24 protein-coding genes are annotated in these 24,573 nt (G+C 63.6%); 16 read left to right on the plus strand and 8 right to left on the minus strand.

Annotated elements, in window-relative coordinates; genetic code table 11:
- The first annotated feature begins 2 nt into the window (after positions 1–2).
- A complete protein-coding gene (locus tag SALLO_RS16405; RefSeq protein ID WP_022836068.1) occupies positions 3–968 on the plus strand; it encodes a zinc-dependent peptidase in 966 nt (321 codons plus the stop codon).
- Here the strand turns inward: SALLO_RS16405 and SALLO_RS0109470 are convergent.
- Entirely contained in the window at positions 919–1,236 is a 318-nt protein-coding gene (locus tag SALLO_RS0109470; RefSeq protein ID WP_228702800.1) for a DUF721 domain-containing protein, read from the minus strand. The two genes, SALLO_RS16405 and SALLO_RS0109470, sit on opposite strands and share 50 nt — an antisense overlap.
- A 138-nt stretch (positions 1,237–1,374) precedes the next feature.
- Between SALLO_RS0109470 and SALLO_RS0109475 the strand changes: the two genes are divergently transcribed.
- The 10 genes from SALLO_RS0109475 (at position 1,375) to SALLO_RS0109520 (ending at position 13,606) form a co-directional block, all read left to right on the plus strand.
- On the plus strand, positions 1,375–2,823 hold the full coding sequence (locus SALLO_RS0109475; protein WP_022836070.1) for a TolC family protein: 1,449 nt from the start codon (positions 1,375–1,377) through the stop codon (positions 2,821–2,823).
- Between the two features lie 51 nt (positions 2,824–2,874).
- Positions 2,875–3,486, plus strand: coding sequence for an MlaC/ttg2D family ABC transporter substrate-binding protein (locus SALLO_RS0109480; protein ID WP_028567100.1), 612 nt, complete (start codon positions 2,875–2,877; stop codon positions 3,484–3,486).
- 51 nt (positions 3,487–3,537) lie between these two features.
- Positions 3,538–4,482: a glycosyltransferase family protein gene (locus SALLO_RS16410; RefSeq protein WP_022836072.1), complete on the plus strand. Its 945-nt coding sequence runs from the start codon at positions 3,538–3,540 to the stop codon at positions 4,480–4,482.
- Between the two features lie 172 nt (positions 4,483–4,654).
- Positions 4,655–5,656 carry an NAD-dependent epimerase/dehydratase family protein gene (locus SALLO_RS0109490; protein ID WP_022836073.1) on the plus strand — a complete coding sequence of 334 codons (1,002 nt, stop codon included), beginning with the start codon at positions 4,655–4,657 and terminating at the stop codon, positions 5,654–5,656.
- A gap of 230 nt (positions 5,657–5,886) precedes the next feature.
- Entirely contained in the window at positions 5,887–7,743 is a 1,857-nt protein-coding gene (locus SALLO_RS17820; protein WP_022836074.1) for a glycosyl transferase, read from the plus strand.
- A 44-nt stretch (positions 7,744–7,787) separates the two neighbouring features.
- Positions 7,788–9,212, plus strand: coding sequence for a nucleotide sugar dehydrogenase (locus tag SALLO_RS0109500; RefSeq protein ID WP_022836075.1), 1,425 nt, complete (start codon positions 7,788–7,790; stop codon positions 9,210–9,212).
- A 68-nt stretch (positions 9,213–9,280) separates the two neighbouring features.
- Complete coding sequence (locus tag SALLO_RS0109505; RefSeq protein WP_028567102.1) at positions 9,281–10,462, plus strand: site-2 protease family protein; 1,182 nt, start codon at positions 9,281–9,283, stop codon at positions 10,460–10,462.
- A gap of 1 nt (position 10,463) precedes the next feature.
- Entirely contained in the window at positions 10,464–10,937 is a 474-nt protein-coding gene (locus SALLO_RS16420; protein WP_022836077.1) for a hypothetical protein, read from the plus strand.
- Positions 10,934–12,559, plus strand: a complete 1,626-nt coding sequence (locus SALLO_RS0109515) for a FlgD immunoglobulin-like domain containing protein (RefSeq protein WP_022836078.1) — start codon at positions 10,934–10,936, stop codon at positions 12,557–12,559. Before SALLO_RS16420 ends, SALLO_RS0109515 begins: the two co-directional genes overlap by 4 nt.
- A gap of 9 nt (positions 12,560–12,568) precedes the next feature.
- A complete protein-coding gene (locus SALLO_RS0109520; protein WP_022836079.1) occupies positions 12,569–13,606 on the plus strand; it encodes a PorV/PorQ family protein in 1,038 nt (345 codons plus the stop codon).
- Here the strand turns inward: SALLO_RS0109520 and def are convergent.
- From def to SALLO_RS17825, 5 genes are all read right to left on the minus strand, one after another.
- Positions 13,601–14,188, minus strand: coding sequence for a peptide deformylase (gene def / locus SALLO_RS0109525; protein WP_022836080.1), 588 nt, complete (start codon positions 14,186–14,188; stop codon positions 13,601–13,603). The genes SALLO_RS0109520 and def overlap by 6 nt on opposite strands.
- Before the next feature lie 85 nt (positions 14,189–14,273).
- Positions 14,274–16,103, minus strand: a complete 1,830-nt coding sequence (locus SALLO_RS0109530; RefSeq protein ID WP_022836081.1) for an SLC13 family permease — start codon at positions 16,101–16,103, stop codon at positions 14,274–14,276.
- 51 nt (positions 16,104–16,154) lie between these two features.
- On the minus strand, positions 16,155–16,508 hold the full coding sequence (locus tag SALLO_RS0109535; protein WP_022836082.1) for a cell division protein ZapA: 354 nt from the start codon (positions 16,506–16,508) through the stop codon (positions 16,155–16,157).
- A gap of 9 nt (positions 16,509–16,517) precedes the next feature.
- Positions 16,518–17,063: a hypothetical protein gene (locus tag SALLO_RS0109540; RefSeq protein WP_022836083.1), complete on the minus strand. Its 546-nt coding sequence runs from the start codon at positions 17,061–17,063 to the stop codon at positions 16,518–16,520.
- 86 nt (positions 17,064–17,149) lie between these two features.
- Complete coding sequence (locus SALLO_RS17825; RefSeq protein WP_022836084.1) at positions 17,150–18,832, minus strand: AAA family ATPase; 1,683 nt, start codon at positions 18,830–18,832, stop codon at positions 17,150–17,152.
- 371 nt (positions 18,833–19,203) lie between these two features.
- Here SALLO_RS17825 and SALLO_RS16430 point away from each other — a divergent pair, with 371 nt between their 5' ends.
- The 4 genes from SALLO_RS16430 to SALLO_RS16435 all read left to right on the plus strand — a co-directional run bounded on the left by SALLO_RS16430 (position 19,204) and on the right by SALLO_RS16435 (position 21,753).
- Entirely contained in the window at positions 19,204–19,623 is a 420-nt protein-coding gene (locus SALLO_RS16430) for a hypothetical protein (protein ID WP_022836085.1), read from the plus strand.
- A 155-nt stretch (positions 19,624–19,778) separates the two neighbouring features.
- Positions 19,779–20,564 (plus strand): TerC family protein, encoded by a 786-nt coding sequence (locus tag SALLO_RS0109555; protein ID WP_022836086.1) that lies wholly within the window; start codon positions 19,779–19,781, stop codon positions 20,562–20,564.
- Positions 20,565–20,571: 7 nt separating this feature from the next.
- Entirely contained in the window at positions 20,572–20,838 is a 267-nt protein-coding gene (locus SALLO_RS0109560) for a GIY-YIG nuclease family protein (protein WP_022836087.1), read from the plus strand.
- Between the two features lie 153 nt (positions 20,839–20,991).
- A complete protein-coding gene (locus SALLO_RS16435; protein WP_022836088.1) occupies positions 20,992–21,753 on the plus strand; it encodes a carbonic anhydrase family protein in 762 nt (253 codons plus the stop codon).
- Positions 21,754–21,858: 105 nt separating this feature from the next.
- Here SALLO_RS16435 and prmC read toward each other — a convergent pair whose 3' ends face one another.
- Both prmC and SALLO_RS0109575 read right to left on the minus strand, forming a co-directional pair.
- Positions 21,859–22,731, minus strand: coding sequence for a peptide chain release factor N(5)-glutamine methyltransferase (gene prmC, locus SALLO_RS0109570; protein ID WP_022836089.1), 873 nt, complete (start codon positions 22,729–22,731; stop codon positions 21,859–21,861).
- Positions 22,731–23,018, minus strand: a complete 288-nt coding sequence (locus SALLO_RS0109575) for an acylphosphatase (RefSeq protein ID WP_022836090.1) — start codon at positions 23,016–23,018, stop codon at positions 22,731–22,733. The genes prmC and SALLO_RS0109575 overlap by 1 nt, the downstream gene beginning before the upstream one ends.
- Before the next feature lie 200 nt (positions 23,019–23,218).
- On the opposite strand from SALLO_RS0109575, the gene SALLO_RS0109580 reads away from it, so the two are divergent.
- Positions 23,219–24,565 carry a sigma-54 interaction domain-containing protein gene (locus SALLO_RS0109580; RefSeq protein ID WP_022836091.1) on the plus strand — a complete coding sequence of 449 codons (1,347 nt, stop codon included), beginning with the start codon at positions 23,219–23,221 and terminating at the stop codon, positions 24,563–24,565.
- The last annotated feature ends 8 nt before the right edge of the window (positions 24,566–24,573 follow it).

The raw sequence follows: 24,573 nt of genomic DNA on the forward strand, positions 1-24,573 counted from the left end.
CCATGCGCATCGTTCGCCCGCTTTCTCTTGCATTGCGCCTGCTCGTGGTGTGGAGCGCCGCCGGTGGCGCCGCGGCTATTGGATGGATGGCCGCGCCCGGTGCACGTCCGTGGCCCCTTCTCATCGGTGGAGCACTGGGCCTTGTGGGCAGCGCCTGGGCAAGCCGCTCGGCCGTGCGGCGCTGGCAGCTCACCCGCCAGTCGCCGCCGGCCGCCCTCATCCGCTGGTTGGAGGCGCACGTTCCCTTCTACGGACGGTTGGATGCGGCCGGGCGCGAACGCTTTGTGCGCGACATGCGGTTTGTCCTTGCGGAATACACCTTCGAGGCGGTGGGCGCGGCCCACGTGACCGATGCGCACCGGTGGGCGGTGGCTGCCGGCATCGCCCTGCTTGTGCACGGGCGCCCCACCTGGGAGATGCCCGGCACGCGCACGATCTTGTTCTACCCCGATCGCTTCGACGATGCCTACGCCGAGGGTCCGTACGCCGACTACGACGGCATGGCCCATGCGCAAGGCCCTTTGCTGATGAGCGCCCCGGCCGTAGCCCGCGCCTGGGCCAACCCTCACGACGGCGACAACGTCGTGCTGCATGAGCTAGCGCACCTGTTCGACCTTACCGGCCACGGCGCCGATGGCGTGCCCACGCTTGTTGCTGCGGCTTCGGTGGAGGCGTGGCAGGCTCTCGTAAAGCGCGAGCTGCGGGCCGTGCGCCGCGGCCGCTCGCCGCTTCGTTCGTACGCGGGCACCGCGCCGTCTGAGCTGTTTGCCGTGGCCGTGGAGGTCTTCGTGGAGCGCCCCGACATCCTCGCGGATGCGCGCCCCGCGCTGTTTGACGCGCTCGTGGCGCTGTTTCAACTCGACCCGCGACGGCCCTCGGCCGCGCCGCCCCAGGCGGCCCCCAACGAACAAACGATCCCTAGCGAAACTGAATCTCCCCCACCAGCGCCTCGCCCAGATGCTCGTTGATGCGCGTGCGCCAGGTGCGCCGCTGCCAGTGCAGCTCTTGCCGCCACGCCGCCGACGAAATCTTGACGTAGAGCGTGTCGTTCTTCATCCACAGCCGCTGCGTGACGGCGCGAATGCGCGCGTCGGTCACTTGCTCCCACGCGTTTAGCACGCGGCCTTCGTTTAGGCCGTCGCGCAGGCCCATCCGGTCGATGAGGTCGCCAAGGACGTGGCCTAGCTTTTCGGGGCGGTTGTTCATCCAGCGCTTGCTGTAATCCGACAGATGCACACAAACTTCCTATGCGCAGGGCCACGCAAAGTTGTTACGTGTTGGCGTTTGGGCGCGTCTACCGCTACGATGTGTACGGCCATGCGATGCCCTTGGGTGCCGCTCCTTCGTTCGTTTCACCGCTTGCTGCCCTGCGTTATGCGCCTTTTGCTTGCCTGCTTGGTTGGTTTTGTCCTGCTCGCCAGTAGTGGACGTTCGTCGCGGGCGCATGCCTTCAACGAACACGCGGCCCCCGACACGGTGCGCCTGTCGCTTGAAGAAACCATTGCGCGCACGCTCAACCGAAGCCCCGAGGTGGGCGTGGAGGAAGCCCAGCGCCGCCGCGCCGCCGCCCGCTACGGAGAGGCACGCGCCAGCCGCTTCCTCACCGAGTTCTCCCTGAACACGGCCCACTCGTTCGCGCCCGGGCTCGACATTCCCCCTGGCAACACGCAGCCGCTCGACCAGCTGTACCTGAACCCCGAGGTGGATAACGACTGGACGCTGGGCGCGCTTCGACCGTTCAACCAGCTGGAGGTGAAGGCGACACAGCCGCTGTACACCTGGGGTGAGCTGAGCGGCAGCATCCGCGCGGCCCGCTTTGGCGTGCAGGTAGACGCCGCCGCCGTTGAGCGGAAAGCCCTGGAGGTGGCCCTACGCACCGGCCGCCTCTATTACGACCTACAGCTTACGCAAGAGCTGCAGCGCCTCGCCAACGAAACGGAGTCGGTGATTGACCGCGCGGCCCGCGAAATGCAGCGGCTCATTAAGGCCGGCAGCACCAGCGTAGACCTTGCCGATGAGTACCAGCTCAAGCTCTTTCGGCAGGAATACCAGCGGCGGGTCGTCGAAATTCGCGAGCAACAAGCCACCGCCCGCGCCGCCCTGCAACGCCAGCTCTTTTTGTCCGACACGACGGCGTTTGCCCCCGCTGCCGGCCCGCTGCAGCCGCTCAACGTCTCCATCGCCCCCGACGCGCTGCAGCACTACATCACGATGGCGCTGCGCCGCCGCCCCGAGATTAATCAGGCGCAAGCCGGCATTCAAGCCCGCAAGGCGCAGGTAACCGTGGCCCGCTCCGACTACTATCCGAAACTGGGCTTGCAAGCGTCGTACACCATCCGCGGCACGCCCGGGCGTTACCGCCAGGAAAATGCCTACATCAACGACCCCTACCGGGGCCAGGGCACGCGCACCGGCATTGGCATCCAACAAAACCTGAACTTCTTCCAGACCGAAGCGCGCGTCGAGCAGGCGCAGGCCCAGCTGGCCGCCGTGCGGTACCAGCTCGATGGCGCCCGGCAGCTCGTGAAGTTTGAAACAGAAGAAGCCTTTCGCAAGCTGCTCATCGCACAGGCCGCTCTCAAATCGCGCAGAGCGTCGCTCGACCTCACCAAAGAGTGGCTGCGCACCGAGCAGATCAACTTCGACCTGGGCGTGGGCAATGTGGACAATTTGGTACAGGCCGTGCAGGCCAATCTGGACGCCGAGGTACGCTACTGGCAGGCCGTGCGTGACTTTAACGTCGCGGTACTGCGGCTTTACCGAGCAACCGGCGTGCTCGTCGACCGCACTAAGTCCGGCATGCTTGTTGAACCCAACCCGTAACGGACGGTGCCTTGCATCGCTCCTGTGCTTTCTGACAAACTGCTTCTTGCCATGAGACATTTTCGCACGTTGTTGCTTGCTGTCGTCGTTCTTCTAAGCGCCGTGCCGATGGTTCACGCCCAATCGGCTGAGCGGGCCGCGGCCGAAATCCGCCAGATGCTGACCGAGCGCGACCAGCAAATCAAGGCCATCCTGGAGGGCGACACCAAGAACTTTTCCGAGGCGCAACGCGAGCGCCTCAAAACGCTCATCAACAGCGTGATCGACTTTCGCGCGATGGGCAAGCAAGCCTTGGGGCCGTACTGGAGCGACCTGTCCGCCAAGCAGCAGGATGAGTTTGTCGCCGTCTTCCGCGACATCGTGCGGGCGCAGTCGCTGGCCGACCTGGAGGTGTACAACTCGAAGGTTACCTACGACACGATCGAGGTGGTGGGCGACAGCGCTTTTGTGCGCACCATCACCGAGTACAAGAACACCCGCACGCCCGTCAACTACATCTTACGCCGCAGCGATGGAACGTGGAGGGCCGAAGATATTATTCTGGATGGCGTGAGCACGGCCGAAGGCTATGCGCGCTCGTTCCAAACCATGATACGCAAACGCAGCTACGACTTTCTGATGAAGCGCCTGCGTGCAAAACGCGAGGCGGTTGCCTCCCGCTAGCCACCGGGCGCCGCTGCGCGGCTCGCGGACCAATGAATCAATCCACACTCCATGTCCTCCCCCACCGAAGGGTACGTTTATCACAGCTACGGTCCGGAGCGGTATGTGCATCACGTCGTAGCTTCGGTAGAGACCTTGCGGCGGTATGATACCACCCGGCCCGTAGCCCTCTATTGCCCGCCCCATCACCAAGCGGCCCTCGCGGCGCGCGGTTTAAGCGATGCGTTCGCGGTTTTGGAAGATCTCCCCGAACCCCACCACTCCATCGTTGGCTTCAAGCATTCGCTGGACCGGTTCAAGCCCTTTGACCGGTCCCTTTTCTTGGATGCCGATATGGTGTTCTGCCGCAACCCCGACCCGCTGTGGGCCCAACTGTCGTCGTATCCGTTTACGGCTACCGGATTGCAACGCGCCGACTTTTTCTTTGGCGGGCCGAAGGGGGCAGGCGTCCTTTTGGACATGCTGCTGATGCGCCGCCAGCGCACCCTTCGCCGGTTTGGCCTCACGCACCTTCCCCGCGTACAAGCGGGCATGATTTACGCCCAAGACGACGCGCTTACTGAGGAAGTGTGCGCCCTGGCGTCTTCGTTCCTCGACCAGGTCGATGCCATGCACTTTCGGAGCCGCCTCGACGAGGGGCGCTCGGAAGAAACCTGCGAGTGGAGCCTGGCCATGGCCATGAGCAAACGCAACGTGCCCGTCTTCCCGTGGTGGCAGGGCATCAACAGTCCGCAGCTTGACTTCATTGAAGGGCTCACAACCTACGACCCGGACTTTTGCACCGTGCGCTGCCGGTACTACAGCTCCCGCTTTACGTACAGCCTGCGCGGCATTCCCCTGGAAGGCCTGCGCGATACGCTCATTTCCCTCGTCACGAAGCTCCCCGGGTTTGGTGACTACATGTACGTGACGCCCTTCATCCTTCACTTCGGCTGGATTCACCAAAAGCAGCCGTTCTACGAATTTGCAGAGCGGGTATGGGCGCAGCACGCCTAACCGCGCCCCCTCTTTCCCTAACGAGCTTTCATTGCGTCTTATTTGAAAGCCTAGATTTCGGGGTAGCGATTCCTTGCCCCGTCTCTTACATTAGCTACTGGTTTGTGCTGGCTGTTAACATATCCGTACGGCCAGCCTCTTCTGCTTTCGTTTTTTGCTTAGTGAATGCCCCATGCGCTACCTCATTACTGGCGGAGCCGGCTTTATAGGCAGCCATCTGGCGGATGCCCTCCTCGCTGACGGCCACTCGGTTCATGCGTTCGACAACCTATCGACCGGTCGGCGCACGAACATCGAGCATCTTGCCAGCAATGATCGGTTTGCGCTTACCATAGGCAACGTCCTCGACGCGCACACGCTTGAGCAGATCATGCGCCCGTGCGATGCGGTGATCCATCTCGCCGCCGCGGTGGGTGTGAAGCGCATCATGGAGCATCCGGTGGAAACGATTCAGACCAATGTGGGCGGCACCGAAAACGTTTTGCAACTCGCCCATCATCTTGACAAGAAGGTGCTGCTTGCCTCCACGTCGGAAGTGTACGGGAAGGCCATGCAAAAGGACCCGTCGCTCAACGACCTCTCCGAAGGTGACGACTGGACGCTGGGCACGCCTGAAAAGCGGCGGTGGGCCTATGCTTGCTCGAAAGCCATGGACGAATTCCTGGCGCGCGCGTACTACGACGAGTATGATGTGCCGGTGGTGTGCATGCGGTTCTTTAATACGGTAGGCCCGCGGCAGTCTAGCCAGTACGGCATGGTCATCCCCACGTTTGTACGCCAGGCCCTCGCGGGTGGCCCCGTGCGGGTATTTGGCGACGGCACGCAGTCGCGGTGCTTTACCCATGTGCGCGACGCGGTGGCGGCTGTGCGTGCGTTGCTCGACGCCCCCGCGGCCGAAGGCGAAATCTTTAACATCGGCAACCACGAAGAAGTCACGATCAACGATCTCGCCGCGCGTGTCATCGCGCGCACCGGCTCCTCCGCAGCGATTGACCACATCCCCTACGAAGAGGTCTACGGGCCGGGGTTCGAAGACATGAAGCGGCGCACGCCCAACCTCGATAAGATTCGCTCGGTGGTGGGCTATGCCCCCCAACACACCACAGAAGACATTCTTGACGATGTGATCGCCTACGAAAAGCAGCGGCCACGCCCAGCTCCGGCGGCCTCGTAACACGTTATGGCCGCTGCTGGCCCAAAGGCACGCATGTTACGCTAGGGTCACCCTTTGCGTCTTAGACAAAGAAGAAGCTATTTCTTGTGGGGAGGGGACCTGCGGGGCTACACCGTGGCACACATACGGGCGACATTGTCCGTTCACAAGCGTGAAGCCTTTGCTGCTTCATGCAATTTATCTTCCTCCTTGGTTCACAACGTGCACGTGACACCATACGTCCGACCAACATGAATTGGCCCTGGTACATCGCGGGAAGTGTTGCGTTCTTTGCCACGCTTCTGTTTACGCCGCTTGTTATTCGGTTAGCTCACGCCCGCGAGTGGCTCGCCTATCCCGAGGCCGATCGGTGGCACGAGACGCCCACGGCGCTGATGGGCGGCCTGGCCATCGCGCCGGCCGTTTTTGCCGGTTGGATGGGCAGCGGTCCGTCGCAGGCCTCCTTCCTTATTGCCGGCGGTGCCCTGCTGATGTTTGTGGTGGGCTTCATCGATGATCGGTACGGCGTTCAGCCCAGCGCAAAGCTCGCGGCCCAAAGCATAGCCACCGCTCTGCTCCTGTTTGCCGGCTACGCATTTGCCGAAAGCTGGTCGATCTGGATCTCGTTTCCGCTCACGTTCTTGTGGGTGGTGGGCATCACCAATGCCATCAACCTCCTTGACAACATGGACGGCCTCGCGGCCGGCATTGCCGGCATTGCCGCCCTCGTGATGGCCGGATTTGCTGCCTGGGTTGGCCAGCCGGTGGCTGTGCTGTGGGGACTGGTGGTGAGCGGCGCATCGCTGGGGTTCCTCGTCTTCAATTTTAACCCCGCCCGCATTTTCATGGGCGACTGCGGCAGCCTCTTCCTCGGCTACCTGATTGCCAGCCTGGCCGTCATGATTCAGCAAGAGGTGCCGCCGGCGGTGCAGGGTGCCGCCGTTCTTGTGCCTGTGGCGGTTCTGGCAGTGCCCATTCTGGATACGACCCTCGTCACCTTCGTGCGCAAGCTCGCGGGCCGCGCGGTCTCGCAAGGAGGCCGCGACCACACCTCCCACCGGCTGGTCTTTCTCGGACTGTCGGAGCGCCATGCCGTGCTGATGCTGTACGGCCTCAGCCTGTTGTCCGGCGGGCTCGCGCTGGCAGCCCTCGTCGTTGACCTCAAACTCTTTTACGCCCTCATGGGCTTTTGGGCCATCGCCCTGATTGTGTTTGGCATTCAGCTGGCCCGTGCCGACGTGTACGAGTCGTCGGGCGCTCCCACGCAAGGCGACGGGCACGGCGCCGCCGCCTCGCGGCGCCGCAACCCCTCGCACTTGCTGTATCGCTTGTTTGGCGATCGCTGGAAAGCTTTTCTTGGCGTCCTCGCCGATATGGTGCTGGTGGCCGCGGCCTTTGTCCTTGCCCACTACCTTCGGTTTGAACAGGGCTTGTCGGTGCCGCATGAAGAGCAGTTGACGCTGCTCCTGCCCCTTGTCGTGGGCATCAAAATTGCTGTTTTCTACGCGATGGGCTTATACCGCGGCATCTGGCGCCATGCCGGAACGCCCGAGATTGTTCGTGCCGGCGCCGCAACGGCCCTTGCGTCACTCGTCGTGGGCGGCCTCATTGCGGCGTGGCAGGGCCCCAATCGCGTGTCGCTGGCTGTGCTCATCATCGACTGGATGACCGTCACCCTGGCGGTGACCGGCGTGCGCTTCGGATTTCGCGGCCTGCGGCAGTACTTGGCGTCCAAGGCCAACCAGGGGGCGCGCGCGCTGCTCTATGGCGCCGGCGCCGCCGGTAGTCTCGCGGTGCGCGAGCTCCGGCAAAATGACCACCTCGACCTTGTTCCCGTGGGCTTCCTCGACGACGATCCACTCAAACAGGGCCAGCGCATCCAGGGCCTCCAGGTGCTGGGGCGCGGCGGCAGCCTCGAAGCGCTGTGCCAAGCGCACGACATCGAGACGCTTATCATTACAACCGACCACCTGTCGGCTCGCAAGCGCCTTCGCCTGCACGAACGATGCGCGGCCCTGGGCATTCCGTGCCGGCAGTTCGACCTTAGCATTCAGGCCGTCCCTACCTCCAACGAGCGCCCGGTCCTGATCCGCCCGTCCGGCCCGTGACGGCCCTGCATAACGACGTACCTCCTCACTTTTGACCTGCACGTATGAACAGCCCAACCCACGTATCGACGCCCAATGGCGAAGCCCCACCCGCCGGCCCGGCATTGAGCGGACCGGCCCAGCAATTGGCCGACCGCCTGCACGACAAATCCGCGACCATTGGCATTATTGGGCTGGGGTATGTGGGCCTGCCGCTGGCCGTTGAATATGCGGCCCAAGGGTTTTCCACCATCGGCATTGACGTAGATGAGCAACGGGTGGCGCGCCTCAACGCCGGCGACAATTACATTGAAGACCTCGACGACGACCACGTGCGCAGCTTGGTTGATCAGGAGACGCTGCAGGGCACGACGTCCTTTGAGGCGTGCGCCGATGTCGACGTGTTTTACATCTGCGTGCCGACGCCCGTTACTCCTCAGAAGGAGCCAGACACGACCTACATTGAGTCCGCGGCCCAGTCCATTGCCGACCACCTGCGACCTGGGCAGCTGGTTATCCTGAAGAGCACCACCTATCCCAACACCACAGAAGGCGTGGTGCAGCCCATCCTAGACCGCGAGGGCCGCGACCACGGGTGGACCCTCGGCGAGGATTACTTTTTGGCGTTCAGCCCCGAGCGCATCGACCCCGGCAACAAAGAGTACACCACCGCCAACACGCCGGTGGTCGCAGGCGGCGTCACGCCGGTGTGCACCGAGCTCACGCGGCGCGCGCTCGATGCCATCGTCGGCGAGGTGCACACGGTGGCCAACCCCAAAGTGGCCGAGATGGAAAAGTTGCTGGAAAACATTTTCCGGTCGGTCAACATCGCGCTGGTGAACGAGCTGGCCCGCCTTTGCGACCGCATGGGCGGCGTTTCGATGTGGGAGGTCGTAGAGGCCGCTGCAACAAAGCCCTTCGGCTTTATGCCGTTCTACCCGGGCCCGGGCCTCGGCGGCCACTGCATTCCCATCGACCCGCACTACCTGGCCTGGATTGCCAAGCGCTACGACTTCGAGACGAGCTTCATCACCCTCGCGGCCCGCATCAACGAGGGCATGCCGTTTTACGTCACCGAGGCGGTGGTCGAAGCCATTGCCAAACAGCCCATCGCGCTGTCCGACGCACGCGTCCTCATCCTGGGCGTTGCCTTTAAAGGGAACGTGGACGATACGCGCCACTCCCCGGCCGAAACCGTCATCAAGCAGCTGCGCGCCAAAGGCATCGACACCATCCACTTTGCCGATCCGCACGTAGATGGGTTCACGGTACCGCAGCCCGATGGCACGCGGCGCACCATCGAGAAGGTCGACTGCACGCCAGAGGTGCTCGCCAACCACGACGTGGCCGTCATCATCACCGACCATGCGGCGTTTGATGCGGCCCTCATCGCCGACCATGCCCCGGCCATTGTGGATACCCGCAACCTGCTTGCCGACGTGGATGATGACGCGTTGCAGGCGAAAATGACGCTTTTGGGCGGCGGATGAACATCGGGCGGAAGGGGGCGTACGCGAAACGTGGCTCATTACCCTTCGCTTCAGCCCCGCTCGCCTCTGTGCGCCCCTTTTCTACTGCGCCTTCTGATGCTTCGGCCGCGTCGTCGGCCGCTCCGCCACGCAACCGCTACTGGCTGCATGCGCTCCTTTTCGTGCTCACCGTGGTCTCTACGATCTACGCGGGCGCTCAGTGGGCCAGCCGCGTGCTGCTCTACAACGACATGGGATGGTGGCTGGCGGTGGTCGATGGCCTGCGGTACGCCGTGCCCCTTGTAGGCTTCCTTACGGTGCACGAGTTTGGGCACTACTTCGCCTCGCGGCACCATCGTATCAACGCATCGCTGCCCTACTACATTCCGTTTCCGTTTAATGGCATCGGAAACTTTGGGGCCGTCATTCGCATCCGCGACCCCATTCCCTCCACGCGCATCCTGTTCGACATTGGCGCCGCGGGCCCCCTCGCAGGCTTCGTTGTGGCGCTCGGCGTTCTCTTGTATGGGTTCGCCACGCTCCCAGGCCCCGAGTATCTCCTCACGCAACCCGGCCACGAGGCGCTGAAGGCCTACATTCAGCAACACGGCGCGTTTCCCGCCGAGCGCCTGCCCGCCCAAAGCGCAACGGTGATCCTCATCGGCCAAACGCCCCTCTTTTGGTTCCTGTCGCAGTTCTTTGCGCACGTGCCGCCGATGTACGAAATCTATCATTACCCGGTGCTGTTTGCCGGCTGGCTGGGGCTCTTTTTTACCGCCCTAAACCTGCTGCCTGTCGGACAACTGGACGGCGGTCACATTCTGTATGCCCTTTTTGGTCGTCGCTGGCACCGGCGCCTTGCGCGCGGCTTTGTCCTGTTGCTGCTGTGGTCGGGCGGCATTGGGTTTATGGACGACATCCGGCCGTGGCTGGCGGAACAGTCGGTGTGGCTGGGCGAAGGAGCCTGGATTCTGATGGCCGGCTTGTTTTACGGTCTGCTGTACCGCATCATGAATGGCGCGCATGAGCACATTGCCCCGTCCCTTGCCGGGCTGCTGCTTGCGGTGGGCGGGGCGCGCTGGCTGGGCATTACCCACATTGGGTACACCGGCTGGTTTCTTTGGGTGCTCATCATCATCTTCTTGGTGCGGGTAGAGCACCCGCCGGTGCGCTACGAGCAACCGCTCACGCGCCGCCAGCGCTACCTGGGCTACGCCTGCATTGCCATCTTTCTTCTGTGCTTCAGCTTCCAACCAATCACCGTGGCCTAACATGAATCCGTTTCGATGGCGCTGGTATGGCGTCTGCGGCGTGCTGCTGATACTGGCTGCGTGCGACAACAACCCATCGGGCGTAGCCCCAACGCCCACCCCGCCACAGGTGGGGGCCTTTCAGTACGCACCCGACAGCATAAACGCTGCGGCGCTTCCGCCCGATCAAGTCTCAGACGGCACCGCTCGCGTGCTGATTGACATGGGCGTGCGCGCCGCTGATGCCGACGGCGCGGTGGCCCGCGTGGTGTACACGTTGGCGCCGGCCAGCGCCCCACAGGCTGCCATCAGCGGACCGTTGCAACCGGCTGCGGGCAACCGCTACGAAGCGCGCCTCAACGTGGGCGTGCCGGCTACCCTCAACACGCAGTACACCCTCCGCGTGTACGCCATCGACAACGACAGCCTGGTGAGCAACCAGGTGCAGGGCCGTATTCGCTTCGTTCCCGCTGACGCCCCCGAGGCCTCGCCATGATGCGTTTGTTCTGGATGTTTTTCGTGAGCGGTTGGTTGATGGCCGGCGCGGCGCACGCGCAAGTCCAACCCGCGCCGCAACGCCCCGCCACCCCGCCGATGCTCCGCCCTGTGGGCGGCCCGCCCAGCAACCTGGTGCAGGTGATGACGGCCACCGGCGACTCGCTCTGGTTTGGGCCGCTTATCTACCTGGCGCCCAACGGCACCACCAACTTCCTGGCGGCAGAGGCCCCGGCGCTCACAAGCGGCGAAAACGTGGTCTTCGGGCTCGATGTCGACGCCACCCCTGCGCGCACCGTGCTGTGGGCCGGCCTGGCTTTCGATGCCGGCGGCGGCAGCGCAGCGGCGGGCGGGTTCCTCTTCTCCACCGACGGCGGCGAAACGTTTACGCAGCGCCCCCCTGCACTCGACAGCCCCACCGATACGACGGTGCAGTACGGCGCCAATACCCTTCCGGCGGTGCCCACGGTGCAGGAAGAGAGCGCAACGCCCCAAAGCATCGCCTACGTGCCCTCTACAACGGCCGTGTGGGTGGCCGGCGCGGCAAGCGGGCTGCGGCGCTCGGTTGATAACGGTCAAACGTGGGAGCGCATCGTCCTCCCGCCCGACACCGCCTCGTTCATCACGCCCACCGAAGCATACAACTTCCCGCTGGTCGCGCCCACGCAATCGCGGCAGGGCTTTCTGAACCACTTTGCGTACAGCGTCGTCGTCGACGAGACCGGTACCGCCTGGGTGGGCACCGCCAACGGATTCAACTACTCGGAGCCGGTGGCCGGAAGCAGCGACCGCGCCTGGCGACACGTGCCCTTCGATGGAACGCCCAATGCCCCCACCGGCGATGCGGTGGTGCGCATTGCCGAGCAGCCCGCGCCGGGCCGCAATCCGCTGTGGATGGCCAGCTGGGCCCTCAACCGAAGCACCCAACGACCCGAGCGCTTTGGCGTTACCGTCGTGCGCGGCGGCGGGCGCACCATCGAACAGACCTTACTCGGCCAGCGCATCTTTGACTTTGCCTTTCGCAGCACGGCCGCCGGCGACACCGTTGTGTATGCGGGCGGCGACGACGGGCTGTTCGTGTCGACGGACAGCGGCCGCTCGTGGGAAGCGGTGCAGCAGTTCGACGTGCCCGCGGCCGATGTGCGCCTGCCGCCCGGCGTAGGGGTGCGCAGCCTCGCCACCACCACGGGCGCCCTGTGGGTGGGCACCACCGAGGGCCTGCTGCGCACCACCAACGAGGGTGCCCTCATCGACGGCGACCTCGGCACGCACCCCACATGGCAGCTCTTTCGCGTGAACGTTCCGCTGCAACCAGAAACGCCCAGCGAGGCGGTGCCTGCGGTACGCACGTACGCCTATCCGAACCCGTTCACTCCTTCGGCCGATGGCCAAACGCGCATCCGGTACGCCACCGAGCAGGCCGGTAGCGTTACGGTGCGCATCTACGACTTTGGCATGAACGAGGTGCGCGTGCTACGCGACGAAGCCCCGCAAGCGGGCGAGCACGAGGTGGCCTGGAACGGACGCGGGGCTGGCGGCTTGCGTTTGCCCAACGGGCCGTACTTTTACGAGGTGCAAACGCCTTCGGCCACCGCCCGCGGAAAAATTCTCCTGATTGACTAACCCGGCGTCATGATTTCTTTTCGTTCTGTTTGCCTATGGGCCGCCGGCGCTGCGTTTGTGCTGCTGGGCCTCGTTCCGCCGGCCGCTGCCCAAGCGGTGGGGCCTGGGGCCTTTGCGCGCCTCGGCTTTGGGGCGCGGGGCATGGCACTGGGCAATGCGCAAACGGCCGACGTGTCGGGCGACGTGAGCGCGTACTACAACCCGGCGCTGGCCGCCTACGCAACGGGCCAGCACGTGCAGCTCTCGGCGGCGCTCATGACGTTCGATCGGTCGTTGCAGTTTGCTGCCTTTCAGACGCCGCTGGGGCCCACGGCGGGCCTCGAAGTGGGCGTCATTCACGCAGGCGTGAGCACCATCGACGCCCGCAACGCCGATGGCTTTCGTACCGGCACCCTCTCAACCGACGAGTACAACCTCTTCTTGGCGTTTGGCAATCGCTTTAGCGAACAGTTCGCCGCGGGCGTCGCGTTGAATCTCTACCAAGCCAACTACTACGATGTCACCGATGCCTCTGTTGGGTTTGGCGTTGACCTGGGGGCCACGTACCGCGCCACCCCGCAACTAACGGTAGCCCTGGCCGCAAACGACATTTTGGCGACGTACAACTGGGACACCGGCGCGGTGGGCGGCCAAAGCAGCTCCGACCGTTTTCCGGTGCGGGTGCGCGTGGGTAGCCATTACACGATAGCCGACGGCCGCTTCCGCGTGATGGCTGAATACGAAACGCGGATCGTAGAGCGCGAGCGCCGTGTACGTGTGGTGCGGCAGGGCGGCGGCCGCCTCGTCAACCAATTTACCACCGAGACGGTGCGGCGCTACGACCAGCGTGCGCGCCTGGGCGTGGCGTACCGCCCGCTACAGAAGATGACGCTGCGGGCCGGCGCCGATCGCATCAGCGACGATGGCATGGACGGGATGCGGCCCACGGCGGGCTTTGGCATTCGCCACACCCTGGGGACGCTCAAGCTGCGCGTCGGCTACGCGTTTATGCTTGAACCGTTTGTGCGCGACCCGCTGCACGTGCTCACCGTCAACCTCTTTTTATAGCTGCGAGGCGGGTTCGACGGTCGAGCCATCGCGGGCGACGAGGGGGTACCCGGCGTCGACGTCGCCTTCGGCGATGCGGCGCAGGCGGCGCTTGAGCAATCGCTTGCGAAAGCTGCTGAGGTAGTCGGTAAACAGCACGCCCTCCAGGTGGTCGTACTCGTGCTGAATGACGCGCGCCAGAAACTCGCCGACGGCGTACTCCTGCGGCGCAAACGAGCGGTCGAGGTATTGCAGGCGCACCTGCTCGGGGCGCGTCACCGCTTCACGGATCTCCGGAATCGACAGGCAGCCTTCTTCGTACTCAACCGTCGCCTCACTCTCATCCACAATCTTGGGGTTGATGCAGACCATCGGCTGGGGCGGCAACGGCTCGTCGAAGTCATCCGCCAGGGCCGAAACGTCGACCACAAAGAGGCGCTCGGTGCGGCCCACCTGCGGGGCGGCCAGCCCAATCCCCGCCGCGGCGTGCATCGTCTCAATCATGTCATCAATGAGCTGCTGCAACGCGTCGGAGTCTTCGGTCACCGGGTGCGTTTCGGCCCGCAGCGCGTCGTGGCCGTAGGCGTAAATGGGAAGAATCATGCGCAGAAAAAGCTGACAAACAAGTACATGCGCTAGCTCAACGCGTGGGGGCTTTACGTGTGCCCAGCGCGCTCCCAACGCAGCCCTACACGCCCCAAAGCGCCCAGATGCCGCCGCACGTTACAACAGCCAGAATGAGCTGCAGCGGCGCGCCCACGCGAAAGAAGTCGGTAAACCGGTAGCCGCCGGGGCCGTACACCATCAGATTCGTTTGGTAGCCCACGGGCGTCATAAGCGCCGTGCTTGCGGCAAAGGTAACGACAAGCACGAACGAGAACGGATCGCCGCCCACCAGCTGGGCCGACTCAATCGCGATGGGTATCATGAGCACGACGCTCGCGTTGTTACTCAGCACCTCGGTGATTACGGCCGTAAACAGGTAAAACAGAAACAAAATGAGCACCACGGGCAACCCGTCCACGCTGCTCGCCAAGTAGTGCGCCATGTAGGCCGCGGCCCCCGAGCGCTCGAGGGCCATGCCCAGTGGAATGAGCCCCGCCAGCAAAAAGATGACGCTCCAGTCAACGGATCGGTACATCTCGTTGGGCTGCACGCAGCCGGTCACCACCATAGCCACAATGCCGGCCAGCGCCGATTCCAAAATGGGCACCACCTCAAACGCGGCCAATCCCACCACGCCGGCCAGAATGGCCAGCGCAATGGGCAGCTTCTCCGTGCGGTATTCCGGCGCCTCTTGCTGCTGCACCACCACAAACGAGCGGTTGTTGTTCAAGCGCTGCAACGAGGCCGAGGCGGCCTGCACGAGCAGCGTATCGCCGCCCTGCAGCGGAATGCTATCCAGATGGTTGTTTAGGACCTCGCCCCGCCGGCGAATTGCCAGCACGAGCGCATCGTAGCGCTGCGCAAAGCGGATGGAGCGAAGCGTCTCGCCAACCAACGGATTTTCCGAAAGCAGCACCACCTCGACTAGCGACTCGCCCGGTACGTCAAAGTCTTCTTCGGTGATGGTGCTCGACCCGGCCGGCTCCAATCCCTGGGTGCTCATGAGCTGAAGCAGCTCTTCGCGGCCGGTGCGCAGCAGCAGCGTGTCGCCCGCCCGAAACTGCTTGTTGCCAATGGGCGCCGGAAAGACGTTCCCGTCGCGCACCAGATGCACCACGTCAACATCAACGTGGAGGGCAGCCATCGTGGTCTCGACCACCTTTCCAATGAGCGGCGAATCGGCGTGCACCGTCACCTCGGCGAGGTAGTTGCTCAGGGCAAACTCCTCCGTCAGGTCGTCCTGCGGCTTCACGCGCACCGGAAGCAGCGCGCGCCCCAGGGTGAGCAAGTAAATGGTGCCCGCCACAAGTACGAGGGCCCCCAGACTTGTGAACTCAAACATGGAAAAAGGGTGGCCCAACAGCCGGGCGCTCACGTCGCTCGCCAAAATGTTTGTTGACGTGCCGATGAGCGTGAGCATGCCGCCCATCATGGCCGCAAAGGACACAGGCATGAGCAACTTCGAGGGCGACGTGTTGGTGCGCCGCGCGATGCTCATCACCATGGGTATCATCATGGCCACCACGGGCGTGTTGTTAATGAATCCGGCGGTGGTGCCCGAAACGCCCACCAAGGCCCCGTAGGCCCGAAAGGATCGGCCGCCGGCCCACGCCACGATCCGGTTGCCAATGGATTGCAGCAGTCCGGTACGCCGCACGCCCTCGCTTATGATGAACATGGCGAGCACCGTGAGCGTGGCCGCGCTCGAAAAGCCCGATACCGCGTCGCTCGGCGACACGCCCGTCCACGGCTCCAGCACCATCACCAACACCATCACGGCAATGGCCGACACGTCGAGCGGCAACACTTCGGTGATAAACAAGAGAAGCGCGCACCCGATGATGCCGAAAACCACCAGCATATCCATGGTGAATACGACGGTAGACGACGCAACCAGAAATGAAAGAATCATAGCCAACGGATAAGACGAAGCAAGCGAGGACCGCGGATACCGGCGGGCAATCTATGCATCCGCAGTGGACGATGGGACGGCCTCTTCTGGTTCCGGAAGCGCTGCATCGGCAACGGCTTCCGCGAGTTGCTCCGTCAGCTTGTGCAACGCGGCGGCCGCTTGCTCCGCTTCCTGATCGCGCTGTTCGTTGACCGTGTGGAGCTCATCGGCCAGTCCGAGGGCTGTAATGACGGCGGTGGTGAGCTCGTCCTGCTCGGGATGCGCCGCGCGAAAGGCTTTCATGCGCTCGTGCACCACGCGCGCCACGCGGTGGGTGTGCTCCTCATCTTCGGCCGAGACACGGAGTGCGTATTCTCGCCCCAAAATTTGAACCCGAACGGACTTCGACGCAGCGTCTTCACTCATAAGATATGCTTAGGACGATTGGGGGGCACGATCTTTCACCGCCGATAGCGCGGCTTGCAAGGTTTCGGGCACTGGCGCCTCCAGGTACCGATCGATGGCCTCGATGAAGGCGTTCAGCTGACGACGCACCTCGTGCGGGGGCGCCTGCAGGTGCAGCAGCGTTTCGTCGTCGGCCACCTCGGGGTACTGCGCCAGCTGCTCCTCCAGGTTTTCAATGATCATGTTGAGGTCCTCGTTCGTCCCCTCCAGCGCATCGGCCTCTTCCATCAGGCGCTTGTTGGCGGCTTCCAGCCGATTGCACTCGGAGGTTAAGGCCTCGATGCGGCGCTCTTTGGCAGCCAGGGCCTCCTGCAATCCGTCGATGGTTGCGCGGGCGGCGTGCAGCGCCCCTGCGGCCCGCTCGGTCTCTTGCTGCATGCCCGACAAGGCCTCCTGCAACACCTGCGGCAGGTGCTCCAGCGTGTGCGTGGTCGCGGCGCGGGCCGCCGCATCCTCGGCGGGCGTAAATGAAGGGCGCTCCGATTCAGGAAGTGATGGGTGGGCCGAATCGCTCATGGCAGGCCATTACGTCCGTAAGCAAAGGTAAGATGAACCGGCCAACGTCAAAACACTGCGTGGCGTGTGCGTTCCCACGGTTCGGTTTACGGGGCGGTGAGGGGACGCAGGAGTAGCCACGTTCCGGTAGATGCGCGATACATATGAACGGCGAACGCCCGCGGCGTGTATCCGGCGGCTGTAAACGTGTAAAGAAACGCGGTGTCGAGGGCTTCTTGGGCTACGCCGGTTGCGAAGCGCCCGTAGAACAGCGGCGTGCGCGCAGCCGGTGCGAGGGCATCGAAGAACGGCTTTCCTACAACGGAGGCCGGATCGCTCGCTGTAATGCCCGGCACCTCGAGGGCCATGGCGTTGGCGCATTGCACAACGCCGGCATCGTCGAGGCAGAAGGCGCCCACCGTCAAATCGTTCACCACGTCGCAGCCGTCCGCGTCGAGGCGCGCGAGAACATCCGACGGGACCACCGGCGGCGTGCGGTGCGGCGTAGGGGCCGGATCGGCCGGGGGCGCGGGGTCAGTCGGCGGCGGGGGCGGGGCTTGCAAGGTCTCCATCACCTGCGCGAGATGCTCGGCCAGCTGCTTGCGGTCGTGCTCCAGCTGTTCGACGCGCTGCACGGCCGTCTCGGCGTTCTGCAAGCCGTGCTCAATCAGGATGCGCTGCTGGTCTTGAAGCGCATCGAGCTGCGTCTCCAGCGTGTTGATGAGCAGCCGCATGCTCGCGGCTTCGGTGGCGGGCAGGTGCCGGTCGGCCGGCGAGCGCGCGCCGCGGAGGGCCTGCAGGTGATCGATAATCTCCGGCACCTCAAAGCCGGTGGCGTCGAGAGCAGCGTGTTGCTCTTTGAGCGTGTCGATTTCTTCGGCCATGCCCCGAATCATATCGGCCAGTTGTTGCGCGTCGGGCACCGACTCGATGCCCAATAAATTCCGCAGCTTCTTGGGCAACACGCGCACCGGGTCGGACTCGTGCAGGGCGGTGGCGTACGCCTCGATGCGCGTGATGAGGTCGGGCGCCTTCCGCGCATTCTCGGCTTCGCCGGCATCAGAAGGCATATCCTCAGGGGCCGCATCGGCCGGCAGCAGCTTGCGCAGCTGTTGCTCGATGGATTCCAGGGTGTGCACCACGGCCTGCGCCTCGCCCACCGTGTCGATGCCCAGCACCCGGCGCAGCGCCGTAGCCGCCTGCAGCACGGCGGTATCGGGTCGAATGCTGCCTGTGGCCGTGCGCTTGGTCTGCTTCAGCTTTTGCTTCTCGCGCTTCAGCTTTTTGTATTTCTCTGCGCGTACCTCGGCCTTGTGCAGGTCGTCGAGCAGCGCGTCTACCGATTCGTAGCCGGCGTTCACCAGCTTCTCTTTCTCGCGGTACAGCCGCTCCAGGTGGTTGGTCAGCGACTGCACGCGGTTGCGGGCCTCGTCAATCGACGCTACGCCCAGGGCATCCAGCAGGGCCTCGGTTTCGTCGTGCAGGGCCCGGAAGACCGCCTCCTTGCGATCGGCGCCCCCGCCGTGTTCCAGCTGCTCGACCAACGTACGGTTGCGGTCGCGCAGGCGCTCCAGCCGCTGGTTCATCTGCTGAAACACATCCTCGACCTCGCTCACCGTCACGAGCCCTTCGCCCCGGCTGTTTTGCTCGTCGAGCCGTTGCATTTGCTCATGCAGCGTGCGCACACGCGGCACCACTTCCGACGGGTCGTCCGTTCCCAGCACATTGCACAGCGCCGTCCACTGCGCTTCGTACCATTCGGCCGGCGGTGAAGACGTTGAAGTAGCCATAGGCATAAGAGGCTGTAAGGTGCTGCTTCGATATAGCAGCACGAACATATCATAATACCAAAACGCATACTGTTACTCAAGCCCGCTGCCTAAAACCCAGGCAATCGCATCAATTTAAGGTTCGTCCTGACGCCGTTCAGGGATGGTATGCAAAAAGACGACGGCATGCCCCGGAAGCACGAGCCATCTTTGAAGCGCACGTGTTGTTTGCACGGTTACTCATGCGATTGCCCTGGCCTGAAGCCAAACATGACGATCTTTTTGGAGCACCGGATTCCTGTAACCATGTCGGTATCTGCGGAATCCTTGCGCCGACCGCCGGCTATTCTTAAGGTGTTCGTTTTACCATTTCGTACTTACGCTCTTGCCTTGTGACTGCCATCGACTCTGTTCCGGACGCCCACCGCACCATTGAAGCTGCCCTGCGCGAAGATCTCGACGACCAATGGACCGAAGTGCTAGGCAACTGGGAGGGCAGCACAAGCGCGCAACGGCGGGCGGTGCACATGTATGTCTCGGGGCTGCGAAATCGCATCTGCAAGGGATTGCTAAATATCGAAACGCCCGATGAGCTGATGCGCGGGCTGGCGCTTCAGTACATGGAGATGAAGTGCCACTGGATGATGCTGAACACGCAGATTCAGCAGCAAACGTTCGATAACGGTCGGGCCGACGAGAGCCTGATGTACCGCGCAACGTGCGTGAGCCTCATCATTCAGGCGCTTGAGCCGCTTCTTGAGCGCGAACGGGTCGACACGCTGTCCCGCTTTCTATCTGAGCCGTTTGAATGACGCGGGCGCCGGGCGTGCCGTTACCGCATCATGACCATCTGCCCAAGCGTCATATCTTAACAAATTCTACACAAAAATAAGCACGCATTGTCGGTCGCTGATGGGGATGCTACAGGTGCTTGATCGCATCTTTTCTCATCAGCCATCAACCGCTCATGGAGTGGATTGCCAGCCCGGAAGCCTGGATTGCCCTGGGCACGCTCACGATTTTGGAAATCGTGCTGGGCATCGACAATATCGTCTTCATCTCTATTCTCTCGAACAAGCTGCCGGAAGATCAGCAAGCCCTGGCCCGGCGCGTGGGACTCATCGCGGCGCTCGTGGGCCGCGTGGCGCTCCTCCTTGCCGTTGGGTGGATCATGGGCCTTACCAAGCCGCTGTTTGCGTTGTTTGAGCATGCCTTTTCGGGCCGCGACCTCATCCTGGTCACTGGCGGCCTGTTCCTGATTGGCAAAAGCACGCACGAGATTCACGGCAAGCTGGAGGGCGATGACGAGCACGACACAGCCTCTGCGCAGGCAACGTTTGCCAGCGTGGTGGCACAGATCTTTGTCCTCGATGTTGTGTTTTCGCTCGACTCAGTCATTACCGCTGTGGGCATGGCCAAGGACATTGCGGTCATGATTATCGCGGTCACCATTGCCATTGGCATCATGATGCTCTCCGCGGCACGCATCTCTTCATTTATCGATAAGCACCCCACGGTGAAGATGCTGGCCCTTAGCTTTTTGCTTCTCATTGGCGTCACGCTCATGGCGGAGGGCTTTGGCACGCATGTCGCCAAAGGGTACATCTATTCGGCGATGGGCTTCTCGCTGCTGGTTGAGATGCTGAACCTACGTGTGGGGCGCGCTCGCAAAGACAAGAAAGAAGCTCCGGTGCACTTGCACCAGCCGCGGCTGCGCAAAGCCGTTAAGCGCGCGATGCAGGAATCGAAGTAATGCCCCAATGCCGGAGGAGCCTACACACTTTGTATACATGGTGCGCTGCGCCGACGGCACCCTGTACACGGGATACACCACGGATGTAGCGCGCCGCGTGGCCGAGCACAACGCCGGCACCGGCGCCCGCTACACCCGCGGCCGTACGCCGGTTACGCTCGTGTACAGCGAAGCCCACGCGACGCAGTCGGAGGCCATGCAGCGCGAATACGCCATCAAACAACTGCAGCGCAGCGCCAAACAGGCGCTCATCGCCTCCCCGACCGATGCTTAAAGCGCCCCACTCGACGGGAAACGCGTACAGACCAACCATTTCCGTTACATTAAACGGGAACGAGGAAGGAAATAAGTTGTGGTCACCTCTCAAAAGCTCGTGCACGCATGCTCGCGCGGGGATAGAACCTTTACGACCAACCACCCCTTTGGTATGCAACTGTCTACGCTGCGCTACCTTCTGTTCGCTTTCCTTTTCACCCTGTATGTACCGGTTGCGGCTGCGCAAGACCCCGCCACCGCGCGCGACCTCGCGGCACCGCTTACGGCCGAAACGCAGGCCGCGCTTTCCCCAACCGAAGTGATCCAGCTGCTTAAAGACGGCAACCAGCGGTTTATCAACGGCGAGGCCCTTGAGCGCGACTTCATGGCGCAGGTCCGCCAAACGGCGGAGGGGCAGTACCCCATGGCCGCCATCTTGGGATGTATTGACAGCCGCGTGCCCCACGAGATTGTGTTCGATAAGGGCGTGGGCGACGTGTTTTCGGCCCGCGTGGCGGGTAACTTCATCAATACCGACATCTTGGGCAGCCTGGAGTTTGCCACCGCCATTGCGGGTTCAAAGGTGATTGTGGTGCTAGGCCACACCGAGTGCGGCGCCGTAAAGGGCGCGTGCGACCAAGTGGAGATGGGCAACCTAACGGCCACCCTGGCCAACCTCGCACCGGCCATCTACTCGGTAGAGGATGTTGACGGGCCGCGCACATCGAAGAACAAGGACTTTGTGCGGGCTGTGGCCCACGAAAATGTGAACATCACCGTGCAGAACATCGTCGACCGCAGCCCGGTCATTCGCGGATTGGTGCGCGACGGGAAGCTCATCGTGATCGGCGCGATGCACGACGTGTACACCGGCAAGGTCACGTTTTTCGAGGACCGCATGATTACGGCCGAAACGCTTAGCCAAAACAGCTGACCTCCATCATTGAGCGTCGCGTCTGCGGGCCACGGGCATGCCATAGCTCGGGGCCCGCGTGGTATGGGGGCACACCGATGCCGTTGCTGCTTGCACCGGCGCTGCTCACCCGCGCTTGGGCGCCTGCGGACGTTGTCCCGCCGCAACACGCGGCCGCCCGCCCAGGTCGTGCTGCACCGCGACGCCGGTGAAGCCGTGCGCCCGCAGCACATCCGCCACGCCTGTTGCGAAGTCGGCATGGGTTTCGAACACGCACCAGCCACCCGACGCAAGGACCGTAGCCGCGTGCTGCGCGATGCAACGATAGAACGTCAGCGGGTCGTCGCCCGCAAAGAGGGCGAGGGCGGGGTCGTAATCGCGCACCACGGCATCGAGCGTGTGGGCCTCGGCATCCGGGATGTACGGCGGGTTGGAGACGAGCAGGTCACACCCGCCCGGCACCACGTTCGGAAAGGAAGCGGCCCGCGCGTCGGCTTCCACCAGCGCAACCGATAGATCCAGCCGCGCGGCGTTGCGGCGCGCCACAGCCAGCGCCGACGCGCTCACGTCTACGCCCGTCACCTGTGCATCGGGCCGCTTGTGCTTGCACGCCAGCGCGATGCAGCCGCTTCCGGTGCCCACATCCAAGATGCGGGGCGCGGCGCGATCGTCTATTCGCGCAAGCGCGGCCTGCACCACCTCTTCGGTCTCGGGCCGCGGGATGAGCACCGCAGGCGACACCGCGATGCGGAGTCCGCAAAACGACACGTGGCCCACAATGTGCTGCAGCGGCTCGCCGGCCGCGCGGCGGCGCACCCACGTGCGATAGCGCGCCGCCTGTTCGGGCGGCACCGTCGCGTCGTCGAACGCCAGCAGGCGGGCCGTAGCAAGCGACAGCAGGTCGGCAAGCAGCCACACGGCGGTGCGGCGCGGCTGTTCGCACGCCGCCGCCGTCAGGTGCTGCGTCGCTTCGTTGAGCAGAGCGCGGCGCGTAGGCATCAGTGGTGGCGCACCTCGAATTGGGAGAAGGCATCTTCGGCCGCCCCGCGCGACGACGTCACGTCATCGACGCGGGCCGCGGGCGGGCCCTCGTGCACCGCCTCCACAAGCGCCTGCAGGTCGTCCGCCGGCCCCTCGGCCACGAGGCGCACCGAGCCGTCGGGTTCGTTACGCACCCACCCGGTTACGCCCAGGCGGCGCGCGGTGGTGGTCGTAAAGTGGCGAAACCCGACGCCTTGCACGCGTCCGGTGATGTGAGCCTTTATGCGTTGTGCGGTCTCGGCCATGGCGAAAAGGGCGCGATAAACAGAAAACGGAGGGCCTGTACGCGGGCCGCGTGCGTCCGATTCCCCGTTCAGAAGTCACAGCCCACGCGCTCACACCATCGTTAAACAACACGGGATCATGCCCCTACGCAAGGGGTGTGATACCATGCTGTCAAGATGACAGTTGTTTGCTTTGCTTGTGTCTACCAATCGCGCTGCGTATGGATCGCGCCTCTATTCAAGAACGCTTCGGCATCGTTGGCTCTTCGGATGCCATCAAAAACGTCATCGACCGCGCCCGCCAGGTTGCCCAAACCGATATCACCGTGCTCCTGCAGGGGGAAAGCGGGGTGGGCAAAGAGCTCATCGCCGAGGTGGTGCACCAGCTCTCAACGCGCCGCCACGAGCCGATGGTGATCGTGAACTGCGGGGCCATTCCGGAAGGCCTGATTGAGAGCGAACTTTTTGGTGCCGAGAAGGGCGCCTACACCGGGGCCGTCCAAAAACGCGAGGGCTACTTCGAAGAAGCGGACGGCGGCACCATCTTTCTGGACGAAATTGGCGAGATGCCCATGGCGGCGCAGGTGCGTTTGCTGCGCGTGCTGGAGTCGGGCACGTTTAGCCGGGTAGGCGCGTCGCAGCAAATCACAACCGACGTGCGCATCGTGGCCGCCACCAACAAAGACTTGGGGGAGGAAGTGCGCCGCGGCAATTTCCGAAAAGACCTGTACTATCGCCTCAGCACTGTGCTGATTGACATTCCGCCCCTCCGCGAGCGCCGAGAAGACATCGAGCCGATCTTTGAGACGTTCGTGCACCGCTTCGCCAACGAGTACAACTCGCCGATGAAGCAGCTCACCGACGCGGCCCGCGAGCTGCTCGAAGGCTATCATTGGCCCGGCAACGTGCGCGAGCTGCGCAACGTGGCCGAGCAGTGCGTGGTGCTGCTGCGCGGCGACACCGTCTCCGCCGACGACCTCCGCCCGCTCCTGCGCGATGTGGGCGCCGGGGCGTCCTCGCGGGGTCTGGTGCGCATGGACGACGACAACCAGCGCCGCCAAAACAACGAAGCCCACGACTTTCGTGAGCGCGAGCTGCTCTACCGCGCCATCCTGGAGATGCGCATGGACCTGCGCGACCTGAAGGATCAGATGGGCCAGCTCAGCTCAAACATCGGCGTAATGGTGCCCCGCAGCGTGGCCGAAAAGAGCGACTTCCCCGCCCGCTACGACGACTTCGTCATCGTGCCCGACGCGCAAAATGCCCCCAGCAGCGGCTCCGGAACCAGCGGGCGCCGCTCCGATGCGTCGGCCGATTATGATGCGCTTGTGCGCGACGTGGTGTATGAGGTGGAGCAGGACGAGCCCTCCGCCCCCGCGGCCCCGAGCGATACAGGCGCCGACGCGGCAGATGAAGACGACGAGCTTCCGACGCTGGCTGAAGCGGAGCTCGACTTGATCCGGCAGGCCCTGGAGCGCTTCGACGGCAACCGGCGCAAAACCGCCGAAGCGCTGGACATCAGCGAGCGCACGCTGTATCGCAAGCTCAAGGACATCGAGGACGCGTAACCCCGGCG

The sequence above is a fragment of the Salisaeta longa DSM 21114 genome (assembly GCF_000419585.1).
GTDB lineage: Bacteria > Bacteroidota > Rhodothermia > Rhodothermales > Salinibacteraceae > Salisaeta > Salisaeta longa.

Bases quoted from the DNA above. Each gene is read 5' to 3' on its own strand.
- SALLO_RS16435 (WP_022836088.1), top strand. From the start codon at position 20,992: ATGCAACTGTCTACGCTGCGCTACCTTCTGTTCGCTTTCCTTTTCACC.
- SALLO_RS0109535 (WP_022836082.1), bottom strand. From the start codon at position 16,508: ATGAGTGAAGACGCTGCGTCGAAGTCCGTTCGGGTTCAAATTTTGGGG.
- SALLO_RS0109530 (WP_022836081.1), bottom strand. From the start codon at position 16,103: ATGATTCTTTCATTTCTGGTTGCGTCGTCTACCGTCGTATTCACCATG.
- SALLO_RS0109480 (WP_028567100.1), top strand. From the start codon at position 2,875: ATGAGACATTTTCGCACGTTGTTGCTTGCTGTCGTCGTTCTTCTAAGC.
- SALLO_RS0109515 (WP_022836078.1), top strand. From the start codon at position 10,934: ATGATGCGTTTGTTCTGGATGTTTTTCGTGAGCGGTTGGTTGATGGCC.
- SALLO_RS0109575 (WP_022836090.1), bottom strand. From the start codon at position 23,018: ATGGCCGAGACCGCACAACGCATAAAGGCTCACATCACCGGACGCGTG.
- SALLO_RS0109540 (WP_022836083.1), bottom strand. From the start codon at position 17,063: ATGAGCGATTCGGCCCACCCATCACTTCCTGAATCGGAGCGCCCTTCA.
- SALLO_RS0109520 (WP_022836079.1), top strand. From the start codon at position 12,569: ATGATTTCTTTTCGTTCTGTTTGCCTATGGGCCGCCGGCGCTGCGTTT.
- SALLO_RS16405 (WP_022836068.1), top strand. From the start codon at position 3: ATGCGCATCGTTCGCCCGCTTTCTCTTGCATTGCGCCTGCTCGTGGTG.
- SALLO_RS16410 (WP_022836072.1), top strand. From the start codon at position 3,538: ATGTCCTCCCCCACCGAAGGGTACGTTTATCACAGCTACGGTCCGGAG.
- SALLO_RS0109475 (WP_022836070.1), top strand. From the start codon at position 1,375: ATGCGCCTTTTGCTTGCCTGCTTGGTTGGTTTTGTCCTGCTCGCCAGT.
- def (WP_022836080.1), bottom strand. From the start codon at position 14,188: ATGATTCTTCCCATTTACGCCTACGGCCACGACGCGCTGCGGGCCGAA.
- SALLO_RS16420 (WP_022836077.1), top strand. From the start codon at position 10,464: ATGAATCCGTTTCGATGGCGCTGGTATGGCGTCTGCGGCGTGCTGCTG.
- SALLO_RS0109555 (WP_022836086.1), top strand. From the start codon at position 19,779: ATGGAGTGGATTGCCAGCCCGGAAGCCTGGATTGCCCTGGGCACGCTC.
- SALLO_RS17820 (WP_022836074.1), top strand. From the start codon at position 5,887: ATGAATTGGCCCTGGTACATCGCGGGAAGTGTTGCGTTCTTTGCCACG.
- prmC (WP_022836089.1), bottom strand. From the start codon at position 22,731: ATGCCTACGCGCCGCGCTCTGCTCAACGAAGCGACGCAGCACCTGACG.
- SALLO_RS0109490 (WP_022836073.1), top strand. From the start codon at position 4,655: ATGCGCTACCTCATTACTGGCGGAGCCGGCTTTATAGGCAGCCATCTG.
- SALLO_RS0109560 (WP_022836087.1), top strand. From the start codon at position 20,572: ATGCCGGAGGAGCCTACACACTTTGTATACATGGTGCGCTGCGCCGAC.
- SALLO_RS17825 (WP_022836084.1), bottom strand. From the start codon at position 18,832: ATGGCTACTTCAACGTCTTCACCGCCGGCCGAATGGTACGAAGCGCAG.
- SALLO_RS0109500 (WP_022836075.1), top strand. From the start codon at position 7,788: ATGAACAGCCCAACCCACGTATCGACGCCCAATGGCGAAGCCCCACCC.
- SALLO_RS0109580 (WP_022836091.1), top strand. From the start codon at position 23,219: ATGGATCGCGCCTCTATTCAAGAACGCTTCGGCATCGTTGGCTCTTCG.